18 protein-coding genes are annotated in these 8,761 nt (G+C 72.6%); all 18 read right to left on the bottom strand.

The genetic code is table 11. From position 1 onward, the window contains the following. Window positions 1-163 precede the first annotated feature (163 nt). From ABT340_RS39355 to ABT340_RS39270, 18 genes are read right to left on the bottom strand one after another with little or no spacing between them, the layout of a single operon-like run. The gene (locus tag ABT340_RS39355) at window positions 164-874 is read right to left on the bottom strand and encodes a DNA methyltransferase family protein (protein ID WP_352016034.1); all 711 of its coding nucleotides are present in this window, start codon (window positions 872-874) and stop codon (window positions 164-166) included. Next, window positions 871-1,095, bottom strand: coding sequence for a hypothetical protein (locus ABT340_RS39350; RefSeq protein WP_352016033.1), 225 nt, complete (start codon window positions 1,093-1,095; stop codon window positions 871-873). The genes ABT340_RS39355 and ABT340_RS39350 overlap by 4 nt, the downstream gene beginning before the upstream one ends. Then, on the bottom strand, window positions 1,088-1,435 hold the full coding sequence (locus ABT340_RS39345; protein WP_352016032.1) for a hypothetical protein: 348 nt from the start codon (window positions 1,433-1,435) through the stop codon (window positions 1,088-1,090). The genes ABT340_RS39350 and ABT340_RS39345 overlap by 8 nt, the downstream gene beginning before the upstream one ends. Beyond that, a complete protein-coding gene (locus ABT340_RS42540) occupies window positions 1,432-1,875 on the bottom strand; it encodes a WhiB family transcriptional regulator (RefSeq protein ID WP_502992601.1) in 444 nt (147 codons plus the stop codon). Before ABT340_RS42540 ends, ABT340_RS39345 begins: the two co-directional genes overlap by 4 nt. Continuing rightward, complete coding sequence (locus ABT340_RS39335) at window positions 1,872-2,993, bottom strand: ParB/RepB/Spo0J family partition protein (protein WP_352016031.1); 1,122 nt, start codon at window positions 2,991-2,993, stop codon at window positions 1,872-1,874. Before ABT340_RS39335 ends, ABT340_RS42540 begins: the two co-directional genes overlap by 4 nt. Then, the gene (locus ABT340_RS39330) at window positions 2,990-3,301 is read right to left on the bottom strand and encodes a hypothetical protein (RefSeq protein ID WP_352016030.1); all 312 of its coding nucleotides are present in this window, start codon (window positions 3,299-3,301) and stop codon (window positions 2,990-2,992) included. The genes ABT340_RS39335 and ABT340_RS39330 overlap by 4 nt, the downstream gene beginning before the upstream one ends. After that, window positions 3,301-3,753 (bottom strand): DUF6248 family natural product biosynthesis protein, encoded by a 453-nt coding sequence (locus ABT340_RS39325; protein WP_352016029.1) that lies wholly within the window; start codon window positions 3,751-3,753, stop codon window positions 3,301-3,303. The genes ABT340_RS39330 and ABT340_RS39325 overlap by 1 nt, the downstream gene beginning before the upstream one ends. After that, complete coding sequence (locus ABT340_RS39320; RefSeq protein WP_352016028.1) at window positions 3,750-4,274, bottom strand: hypothetical protein; 525 nt, start codon at window positions 4,272-4,274, stop codon at window positions 3,750-3,752. The genes ABT340_RS39325 and ABT340_RS39320 overlap by 4 nt, the downstream gene beginning before the upstream one ends. Further along, window positions 4,271-4,474 (bottom strand): hypothetical protein, encoded by a 204-nt coding sequence (locus ABT340_RS39315; RefSeq protein WP_352016027.1) that lies wholly within the window; start codon window positions 4,472-4,474, stop codon window positions 4,271-4,273. Before ABT340_RS39315 ends, ABT340_RS39320 begins: the two co-directional genes overlap by 4 nt. Next, window positions 4,471-4,593, bottom strand: a complete 123-nt coding sequence (locus ABT340_RS39310; protein WP_352016026.1) for a hypothetical protein — start codon at window positions 4,591-4,593, stop codon at window positions 4,471-4,473. Before ABT340_RS39310 ends, ABT340_RS39315 begins: the two co-directional genes overlap by 4 nt. After that, on the bottom strand, window positions 4,590-4,763 hold the full coding sequence (locus ABT340_RS39305) for a hypothetical protein (RefSeq protein WP_352016025.1): 174 nt from the start codon (window positions 4,761-4,763) through the stop codon (window positions 4,590-4,592). Before ABT340_RS39305 ends, ABT340_RS39310 begins: the two co-directional genes overlap by 4 nt. Next, window positions 4,756-5,655, bottom strand: coding sequence for a hypothetical protein (locus ABT340_RS39300; protein ID WP_352016024.1), 900 nt, complete (start codon window positions 5,653-5,655; stop codon window positions 4,756-4,758). The genes ABT340_RS39305 and ABT340_RS39300 overlap by 8 nt, the downstream gene beginning before the upstream one ends. Then, window positions 5,655-5,933, bottom strand: a complete 279-nt coding sequence (locus ABT340_RS39295) for a hypothetical protein (protein ID WP_352016023.1) — start codon at window positions 5,931-5,933, stop codon at window positions 5,655-5,657. Before ABT340_RS39295 ends, ABT340_RS39300 begins: the two co-directional genes overlap by 1 nt. Further along, window positions 5,930-6,259: a hypothetical protein gene (locus tag ABT340_RS39290; protein ID WP_352016022.1), complete on the bottom strand. Its 330-nt coding sequence runs from the start codon at window positions 6,257-6,259 to the stop codon at window positions 5,930-5,932. The genes ABT340_RS39295 and ABT340_RS39290 overlap by 4 nt, the downstream gene beginning before the upstream one ends. Next, a complete protein-coding gene (locus tag ABT340_RS39285; protein WP_352016021.1) occupies window positions 6,256-6,462 on the bottom strand; it encodes a hypothetical protein in 207 nt (68 codons plus the stop codon). Before ABT340_RS39285 ends, ABT340_RS39290 begins: the two co-directional genes overlap by 4 nt. Further along, window positions 6,456-6,818, bottom strand: a complete 363-nt coding sequence (locus ABT340_RS39280) for a hypothetical protein (protein WP_352016020.1) — start codon at window positions 6,816-6,818, stop codon at window positions 6,456-6,458. Before ABT340_RS39280 ends, ABT340_RS39285 begins: the two co-directional genes overlap by 7 nt. Before the next feature lie 53 nt (window positions 6,819-6,871). Beyond that, the gene (locus tag ABT340_RS39275; protein ID WP_352016019.1) at window positions 6,872-7,606 is read right to left on the bottom strand and encodes an exonuclease domain-containing protein; all 735 of its coding nucleotides are present in this window, start codon (window positions 7,604-7,606) and stop codon (window positions 6,872-6,874) included. Further along, window positions 7,606-8,760 (bottom strand): recombination directionality factor, encoded by a 1,155-nt coding sequence (locus ABT340_RS39270; RefSeq protein WP_352016018.1) that lies wholly within the window; start codon window positions 8,758-8,760, stop codon window positions 7,606-7,608. Before ABT340_RS39270 ends, ABT340_RS39275 begins: the two co-directional genes overlap by 1 nt. Window position 8,761: the final 1 nt, after the last annotated feature.

The following is an 8,761-nucleotide window of genomic DNA, read 5'->3' as shown; positions in this document are numbered from 1 at the left end:
TCGGGGTAGCGGCTGGCGGCGAGGGCGGCGGCAATCTGGCGGGTACGCGACTTGTCGTCCATCTCCCGCAGGCGCTCGATCTCCAGCGGTACGGCCACCGCGAGCACCAGCAGCAGGGGGTGGAGTGGCGCGCCGGTCGCCGCAAGGTTCAATGCGGGATCGGTCATCGTGTGGCCCCCGTCGCTGGATGAGGGGCGGCATCGAACCTGGGCCAGCGAGCCGCGAGTTTCCGAGCGTGTCGTGGCAGGTCATCAGCGAAGGTGTCCGCGATCACGATGTTGTCGTCCATGAATGTGATCGGGGCGTCGCCGTTGATCTCCAGCCAGCACACCGACTTGGCGAGATCCACCGCCACTTCGTCCAGGTCGATGCCGTAGAGGCACTCGACCATCACGAACGGAAGAACAATCTTCACCATCCAGTCCGCGGGTTCGGATTCGGCAAGCTGGGCGGCGTACCAGCGGGCCAGGTAGCGGGCGCAGTGGACGATATAAATGCCAGGGCCGCAGGCTGGGTCGACGATGGTGATGTGGTCGAGGGCCCGCGGATTGCCCGCGAGGCGGTCCAGTCCCGCCACCTGCATCGCTGACCGCACCTGGAAGTCCACGATCTCGGGCGGGGTGTACACCATGCCGTGCGCGTCGCGCTGCCGCGCCGAGGCAAGAGCGAGCCGCGCCTCCCCCAGTTCGACGACACCCCACCTAGCGAGGTCACCGAGAGGTTCCAGACCGGTGGCGGGCGGCACGTCCCACGGCGGGGTGAGGCCGCGAGCGTCAGCGACCGCGTTGACGAGCTGCCGCATCACGGTACGGCTGTCGCCGTCGGCGTGGTCGAGGAGGGTGGTCAGGGTGGCTGTTGTGGTTTTGCTGGTCATGCTGTGGCCTCCTTGGGGAAGGCGTTGTGCTCGTGCAGGGTGTTGCCGGGCTCCGGCTGGCCCGCGAGGGCGGCCGGGGTGTGGCGGGGACAGCGGGGCCCGGCGATGTAGGGCCTCACGCCGCTGGTCGTGCCGCAGCGGCGCGCCTCGCGGGCGATCCAGTACCTGCAGGCCCGGCCGCGGGTGGCGGCCGGGCTGGAGGCGATGGTCCGGTCAGGCACGGAGGTCCTGGGCGATGGTGGAGGCCTTGGGTCCCAGCGGCTCGACGCCCGGATAGGTGAGGTGATCGGGGGCGGTCGGCAGAGTGCGCGCGGTGGTGGGGTTGCCGAGCTGGGCCTTGTAGGTGTCGGCCTGTTCCTCTAGCCACGCGATCGCGTCGAGCGTCGGCGGTTCCTCTTCGCCCTGGCAGGCCCGGCAGGTGGGGACCATGGCGTCGGGCGGTACCGTCTGCCACAGTTCGCCCGGGTCGGTGGTGTCGAGGCCGCAGATGGTGCGGTCGGCGCCGTCGGGGTGGTGGGCGTTCACGAGGGCGCGGCGTGCGGGTGCGATCCGGCCGGTCATGCGGGCACCCCGGCGTCTTGCTCGGCGGCCCACGCCCACGCGCGGGTCATGGCGTCGGGGTTCATGCGCCGCCCGCCGGAGAGCTTGCTGAGCACCGCGTCGGACACGTCCACGACTTGGGCGACCTGGTGCCACGTCCAGTCGAGGCGCTGGCGGTGACCGTCCAGGACCTGACGCAGCTCAAGCGCGTCGGGCTTCGGGGCGGCGGCCGGGGTGGCCTGCCTGAGGAGGATCGCGCGGCGCTCGTCAGGGACGAGGCCGCCCCAGATGCCTTCCGTTTCGCCGTTCTCAAGGGCGTAGGCGAGGCAGGCCTCCAGGATGGGGCAGCCGCGGCAGACCTCCTTGGCCTCGATCACCTCGGGGATGTGGGGGCCATAGGAGATCGGGAAAAAGATCTCAGCGTTGGCCCCGCGGCACGCGGCTCGCTCGACGCCTTTCACGAGGCGCTCCCCTGGTGCTCGGCCTCGGTGGCGATGACGACGCGCTCGTCGCCCCTGATGACGGTCTCCCAGCACTGGCCGCAGGCGACCTGCCCGATCCGGCGGCGGGCGGTGTGCTCCCGGGCGTGGCACAGCCGGGAGGCCTTCTTCGCGAGCGGGTGGGTGGTGGTCAGGTAGTCGGGCTCCCACGACCACGCCGGAACCGCGGAGGACCCGGCGGCGCGGGCTTCGCGGGCCTTCTTGCGCAGGCGGCGGACGGCGGCGACGGCGTCGGTGGCGGTCAGCTCCCCGGTGCGGACCCGCTCCTTGGAGGCGTCGTCGAGTTCTAGGAGCGCCAGGAGGTAGGAGACGGTGCCGGAGGCTATGCCGGTGCGGGCGGTGATGAGGGCGCCGGAGTAGCCCTGGTCGCGGAGTGCGCCGAGGGCTTCGGCTTTCTCGATCGGGTTGAGGTCGCGGCGCTGGACGTTCTCGACCAGCATCACCTCGATCGCCTGGGCGTCGGTGACGTCGTGGCGGACGACGGCCGGGACGGTGGTGAGGCCTGCCTGGAGGGCGGCGGCGCGGCGTCGGTGGCCGGCGAGCAGTTCGTAGTGGCCGGGCTTGGCCGGGTGGGGGCGGACGGTGAGGGGCTGCAGGAAGCCTTGGGCGGCGATGCTGGCGGCGAGCTCGTCGAGGTCGCCGACGTCGTCGCGGATGTTGCCGGGGTGGTCGTGAATCTTGCTGAGGGGCAGGTCGACGGCGAGGGGGCCGTCGACGGCGGCGGCGCCCTTGACGGGGCGGGGGCTGCTGGCGGCGGGGGGCTTCGGCGGGGCGGCCGGTGTCGCGGGGGTGGGTGCCTGGAACTGGATGGTGCGGGGGGTGCCGTCGAGAAGGCTGCGCGCCCAGGTGAGGTCCTCGGTGGGTACGTCGTCGGGGACCTGGACTTTGTACTTCGGTTTGCTGGGGTCGTAGACGCGGCCGTTCTTGTCGATCATCCAGCCCTTTTGGCCGTTGGCGAGGCCGCGGACGGCGGAGATGGGCCAGCCGGTGTGTTCGGCGACGGCGTGGATGGTGTGGCCGGCGGCGAGGAGGGCGAGGGCACGGCTCATGTCGGGTCGCATGGCGGTTGTGGCGGTCATGCGGCGGCGCTCCTTTCGGTGGTCTGGGTGTGGCGGTGGGCGGCGGCGTATCGCTGGATCTGCCGCTCGCCGAGGGACAGCTCCCACCGGATGCGGGCCGGGGAGGCTTTCGCGGCGACGAGTTCGGCGTACTGCGCCAGAAGGCGCTGGCCACGGGCGCTGACGGGGGTCCAGGTGGGGGCGGCGTTGACGCGGGGGTAGCGGTCCAGGGTGTTGCGGAGGCGGTGGCGGGTGTAGCAGGCGGTGGTGAGGCCTCTCGCCTTGTGGGTGCCGGGCCTGCCGCAGCAGGCGCAGGTCACGGTCGGCATCACGACACCCCTGCCAGCAGTCCGGGGAGCTCGACGACCTCGTACCGGATCGGCCGCTTCGGCCGCATCGGGTTCAGCTCGGGGGCGTGGGCGACGTCGCGACGGTGGTCGCAGGGGCAGGTGCACTGCCAGCGGCACCGCCTGTCGGCGATCCACACCATCGCCAGGTGTGAGAGGTGCCAGCCGGTCGCGCTCGCGGTGGGGTGCCGGTACGGCGTCGGGAACGCGGCGACCGCCTGGCCTCCGCGGACCTCGATGACCGTCTCGTAGTAGGACATGGCGACGCCCATGTGGCATACCTCGTGCACGCCGGGGCGGGCGTCGTTCAGGCAGGGGCCGTTCCACTGGCAGGAGCAGGTCAGGTAGAAGCCCGGGACTTCCTTGTAGGTCTTGCGCATGGCGCCGGTCCAGGCGTGGTCACGGACCCAGGTGGCCTCGGCTGTGGTCATCATCGGCCTGCCGCCTCGGGATCGAGCGGCTGTCCGTATCCGATCCCACGCAGCAGGAGGCTGGCGTGGGCGAGCTGGACACGGACGGGGAAGTCGGGTCCGGCGGGGTGGACGGTCATGACGTGCTGGGCGCGGAGGTAGGCCCACCAGCGGTCGGCGTTCTTCGGGCCGACGCCGTGCCGCTGCAGGACAAGGACGCCGATGTCGGCGCCTGCGTTGCGCCGCTCGACCTCGGTTTCGGCCATCCAGGCGGCGATCTGCTCGTCGGACGGCGCCTTGGTCTGTCGTCCGCCCTTGACCTCCCAGACGATGCCGGGGGTGCCGGTGATGTCGCCCAGGTCGTAGGCGCCGGCCAGCGCACGGCGTTCGGCGTGGGGGAATCCGAGCCGGGCCAGGGTGCGGACGACGGCGGTTTCGGCGGCGGTGCCGATGTCCTTCGGCCTGCGCCGGGTGCGCGGGGTGGTGCCCGCCGCCGGGCCCTGGTGGGGTAGGGCTCCGGCGGCGGGGGTCGTGGGGGCGGTCATGCCTGGGCCTCCAGGACGGTGTGCGGCGCCGGGGCGGGCTCGGCGGCCGGGGTCAGGGTGAGGGCGGTGCAGGCTGCGGCAACGACGCAGACGGTGAGGGCGACTGCGGTGCCGCACAGGGTGCGGGCGCGGGTGGCCCAGATGGCGGTGGCGGCTGCGGAAACGGTGAGGGCGCTGTAGAAGGCGGTGGCGAGGCTCACTGGGTCCTCCGGCGGATGTCGTCGAGCGCGTCGGGGACGGGGATGCGGTCGGCAAGGTCGCGCATCTCGATGAGCGCGAGCTCGGCGTTGAGCTCGTCGAGGCGGGGCTGCTCGGTCACTGCCGCCTCCACTTGTCGAGGGAGACCAGCCCGTCGTAGTCGTCGTCCGGGTCAGCCAGTCGCTCCAGCGGCGGGCGACGGCGGGGCATGGGCGGCACCAGGAGGTACAGCAGGGCGGTGATGGCCAGGCCGCAGAGGAGGGCGAAGGCCCACAGGAGGAGGTCACGCATCGGGGGCCTCCTCGGTGTCGTCTGCGGCGACGTTCAGGAGGTCGACGGGGTCGAGGTGGTAGGCGTGGCGGTGGCTGCGCTCGATGAGGGGTTCGACGCGCCTCCACCGGGCGGCGTCCTGGCGGGTGGCCTTCAGCTCGGCCAGGGCCTCGTCCCGCTCGGCCTCGGCGCGCTGCCGGGCCTCGTGTGGGGTGAGCTTGCCGACCCGCTGCACGATGAGCGCGTACCGCTCCGGCTCGCCTGCCGGGATGACCTCCATGGACACGGACGGGTAGGTCACCGGCGTCTCGCTGTAGTTCGGGGCGTCGCCGAGCATCCCCTTGGCGCAGTGCGCCCAGACGGCGGCGATCTCCCGGGGCGGGATGAGGGACAGGGTGGCGGTGCCGTCTTCAACGGTCAGGCCCTTGACGAGGGTCTGGTCGGCGAGGGCTTCGGCATCGGCCTGGTCGCGGCGCTCTAGCTCGGCACGCAGGGCGTCCCGTTCGGCTTCGGCCTGGCATGACGGTGCGCAGTGGCCGACCTTGCCGAGTGCCCGATGGAGCGCCCCGGCTGTGACCAGGTAGATGCCGACGTAGCCGGGGTCGTCGGGGATGTCGCCGTAGGGGGTGGCGTGGGCGTCGATGTCGAGGATGTGAGCACGGAGCCGCTCGACCTCGGCCACCAGCTCGGTCACGTCCTGGTGGGCATGGACCGCGAAGGCCAGGTCGGCCTCACCGTTCTTGTTTCCGGGTGCTGGCAGTAGGACCGGCATGCGGTCGGTATCCACCGCCACGCTGGAGACGTGCGGGTCGTCGTCGCCGGGCCAGTAGTACGGCCCGTCGAGGGCCCAGGTGCCGGGGGTGGTGGCGGCGTGGCGGTCGCGGATCTCCGCCAGTCGGGCGTCGGTGAGCATCACGCACCTCCGTTCGGCGCGTCGACGAGGCGGAGGTCGGCCCGGCTGAACCCCTGGGCGGGTGCGGGCCGCAGGGAGGGCATAGGCGCGTCGGCTTCGGCGAGCTGGGCGGCGGCCTGGAGCTGCTCGGCGCCGAGGAGGGCGTCGCCGACGGGCAGTGGGGTGACGACCGCGCGGTGGCAGTGGGGGCAGTCGTCGAGGAGTTGGACGGTGCCGTCCTCGACGAGGACGTCGAACGGGCCTTCGGTGACGGCCGTGGCGGCGGGGGTGCGGGTCACAGGGCACCGTCCTGGGCCACCGTACGGCGGTCGATTGCCTCGATCCACGCGACCGCGACGGCGGCCACCTGGATCAGCTCGGCACGCAGCGTGGCAGGATCGCCCTCGGCGAGCGCCTCGTAAACCTCCTCTTGGAGGATGTCCCGCCAGGCCAAGACGCCAGCCGCAGCGGCGCGCTCGGCGTGCTCCCGGTGGCGGTGGGCGCTGTGCTGGTAGATCGGGAGTCCGGTCCCGTCGGGGTGGTTCTGCTCGCCCCAGCGGGCGTCCTGGCGGGCCCGCTCGGCACGCAGTTCTTCCTCGATGTGGGTGAGGGCGGCGTCGCTCATCGCGTGGTCCTTCCGTGGTGGGGTGCGCGGGGGTGGAGTCGGAGGCCGCGCCAGAGGGCGGCGAGGGTGGCGCGGGCCGTTCGGGCCCGGCGTGCGGCGGCCTTGGTGATGCGGCGGCGGAGGGCGGGCCGGTAGTGGAGTCCGCGGGCGGCCAGCAGGATGGTGAGGGCGGCGGCGAGCAGCCATCCCCCGCCGGTCAGCACTGGTCGCCGCCGTTCAGGACGGGGTGGACGCCGGTCGGGGTCGGGTCGACGTACGGTTCGCGCCCGACCGCAGCGGCGCGGAGGCCGAGCGGCTCCTCCTCGACCGGCGTGGCCGGCTCTTCGGCGGGCGGCATCGGCGACTGCTCAGCCTCCAGGGCGTGCGCGGTGGCGAGCGCCGCGGTGGCCAGCTCCCGCCACCAGGCGGGGTCCTGCGAGATGAGTTCTTCGGCCCACCCGAAGGTGACCAGGCCGAACAGGCCGCCGCCGTCGGCGGGGCGGACGAGGTCGCCCGCGACGGGGCGGGGCAGCTCTGCCCAGGTGCGGCGCACGAGGCGGCCGGTGGGGTTGTCGTGCACGTCGTTCTCCAGGTGTGAGGAGCCCCGCCGCGTCTGGGCGGGGCCCGGGTCGTTCAGGAGGTGGAGGTGGGGGCCGTGTAGGGCACGAGCGGCCACTCGTCACGCACGCCGTCGACGGCCTTGCCCTGCCGAGTCAGGTAGGCGCGGAAGCTGGCCGCCTGCTCGGCCTTCGCCCGCACCTGCAGGGCGTGCAGCTCAGCCAGCGGCATCTGCGCGATCTTCGGGAACTTCTGGCACAGCCGGTACGCCACCCGGGCAGACGCGAGCGCGTCTGCTTCGGCGCCGTGCGCGTCCTCGCCCACCGGCACCCGGTAGTGCTCGCTGACCGCGGTCAACGTCCGCTTCCCCGGCCGGTACTTGTCCAGAGCCTTGTCCAGCACGAACGGGTCCACCACGGTCGCCGTCGCGGCGCGGAGACGGTCCTCCAGCGGTTCCAGCCCGTAGCGGCGGGTCTCGCGATCAATCAGGGAAAGGTCGTACGGGGCGTTGTAGACGATCAGTGGGATTCCGGCGTGCACCGGCGCCATGACGGCGTCGGCGATCTCCCCGATCGCCGCCGCGACGTCCTTCCGGCCTTCCGCCCGGATCCGCGCCGTGTCGTAGCCGTGGATCTCGGCGGCGGTGGCCGGCACGTCGATGCCTGGGTCGAGGACCCAGAACGTGGTCTCGCGTGTCCGCCGTGCCGGGTCGATGGCGATGACGGCGGCGGTGAGGATCCGGTCGGTCTCGATCGAAATCCCGGACGTCTCCGTGTCGGCGCTGGCCATGGGGGCGAGGTGCCAGCCCATCAGAACGGCACTTCCTCGGTGGCGGCGCCGAGTTCGCCCGCGCGGAGCTTCTTCAGGAAGGCGTCGAGGTCGGCCGGGGCCGCGTCCTCGGGGGCGACACCGCCGGTGAAGCGGGTGATGGCGTCGGTGAGGGCGGTCATGCCGCCGGACCAGGTGGCGACGATCTGCTGCCACAGCAGGTCCACGTCCGCGCCGGGCGCCTCCGGGGCCGGGGCGGGCGGTGCGACGGCGGGCGGCTGCGGGTTGAGCAGCTGGTCGCGGCGGCGCATGAACGCGGCCGCGACCGGGTCGCCGGGGTTCTGCAACTCGTGGGCGAACCCGGCGTGCTGGGCGGCCTGCAGGTTGGTGCTGAGGTCCTCCAGCGTCGCCGAGCCCTCGGCGGCGGCGATGAAGTCCTCCGCCGTCGGAGAGGCCGGGGCGGCTTCGATCGCCGTACGGCTACCGCCCGCCACCGCAGGCTGCTGCTGCCCCTGTTCGACCGCCGTGGCGGCCGCCCCTTCACCGGCCAGCAGCTGCGCCGGGGTCACCGCGACGTCGAGCTTGGGCACCATGAACCGGGTCGTCTGGCCGTCGTCGCGGACGACCTGCTTCTCCTCCATGGTCAGCCACGCGTCCACGTAGCCGCGGGTCTCCGCCAGGAACTGGGCGACCTCCGGCAGTTCGACGGCGGCGTAGTAGCCGTGGGAGGTGAGCAGCCACACGCCCAGGCCGGTCACGTTGCGCAGCATCACGTTGAGGCGGGTGGTGATCTGGCAGGCCCGCTTGTCCGGGTCGCACAGGCACGGCCGGTCGGACTTCTGTTCGGTGGCGCCGTCGCAGCGGCGCACGCACTTGGAGCCCTTGTACTGCTCGTACCACTGGGTGACCGGCTCGCGCGGGGGGATCAGGACGGGCAGCCGGTCGGCGTCGGTGTAGACCTCCCACTCCGACGGACCGCCGTTGGCGGGCGTCCACGGCTGCACGGTGCCGCCGTACAGGGCGGCCACCTCGTCCAGCAGCGGCTTACTGGCGGAGGTGAGGCGGAAGCGGTTGAGCTTCGCGGGCCGCAGGATCGGTTTGCCGGTGCGCTCGCTGACGCGGCCGGTGTCGACGGCGTGGCCGATGCGGATCTCGCCGAGCTGCCGCATGCGGCGCTGAAGATCGATGATGGGCATG

The organism is Streptosporangium sp. NPDC000239 (assembly GCF_040300765.1).
GTDB lineage: Bacteria > Actinomycetota > Actinomycetes > Streptosporangiales > Streptosporangiaceae > Streptosporangium.
The sequence above is the reverse complement of the archived record's forward strand: the minus strand, read 5'-3'. Positions and strand labels throughout refer to the sequence as shown.

Coding starts and splice junctions, on each gene's coding strand:
- ABT340_RS39305 (WP_352016025.1), bottom strand. CDS start 4,763: ATGCGTGACCTCCTCCTGTGGGCCTTCGCCCTCCTCTGCGGCCTGGCC.
- ABT340_RS39335 (WP_352016031.1), bottom strand. CDS start 2,993: ATGACCGCCACAACCGCCATGCGACCCGACATGAGCCGTGCCCTCGCC.
- ABT340_RS39325 (WP_352016029.1), bottom strand. CDS start 3,753: ATGATGACCACAGCCGAGGCCACCTGGGTCCGTGACCACGCCTGGACC.
- ABT340_RS39330 (WP_352016030.1), bottom strand. CDS start 3,301: ATGCCGACCGTGACCTGCGCCTGCTGCGGCAGGCCCGGCACCCACAAG.
- ABT340_RS39355 (WP_352016034.1), bottom strand. CDS start 874: ATGACCAGCAAAACCACAACAGCCACCCTGACCACCCTCCTCGACCAC.
- ABT340_RS39300 (WP_352016024.1), bottom strand. CDS start 5,655: ATGCTCACCGACGCCCGACTGGCGGAGATCCGCGACCGCCACGCCGCC.
- ABT340_RS39270 (WP_352016018.1), bottom strand. CDS start 8,760: ATGCCCATCATCGATCTTCAGCGCCGCATGCGGCAGCTCGGCGAGATC.
- ABT340_RS39290 (WP_352016022.1), bottom strand. CDS start 6,259: ATGAGCGACGCCGCCCTCACCCACATCGAGGAAGAACTGCGTGCCGAG.
- ABT340_RS39320 (WP_352016028.1), bottom strand. CDS start 4,274: ATGACCGCCCCCACGACCCCCGCCGCCGGAGCCCTACCCCACCAGGGC.
- ABT340_RS39345 (WP_352016032.1), bottom strand. CDS start 1,435: ATGACCGGCCGGATCGCACCCGCACGCCGCGCCCTCGTGAACGCCCAC.
- ABT340_RS39275 (WP_352016019.1), bottom strand. CDS start 7,606: ATGGGCTGGCACCTCGCCCCCATGGCCAGCGCCGACACGGAGACGTCC.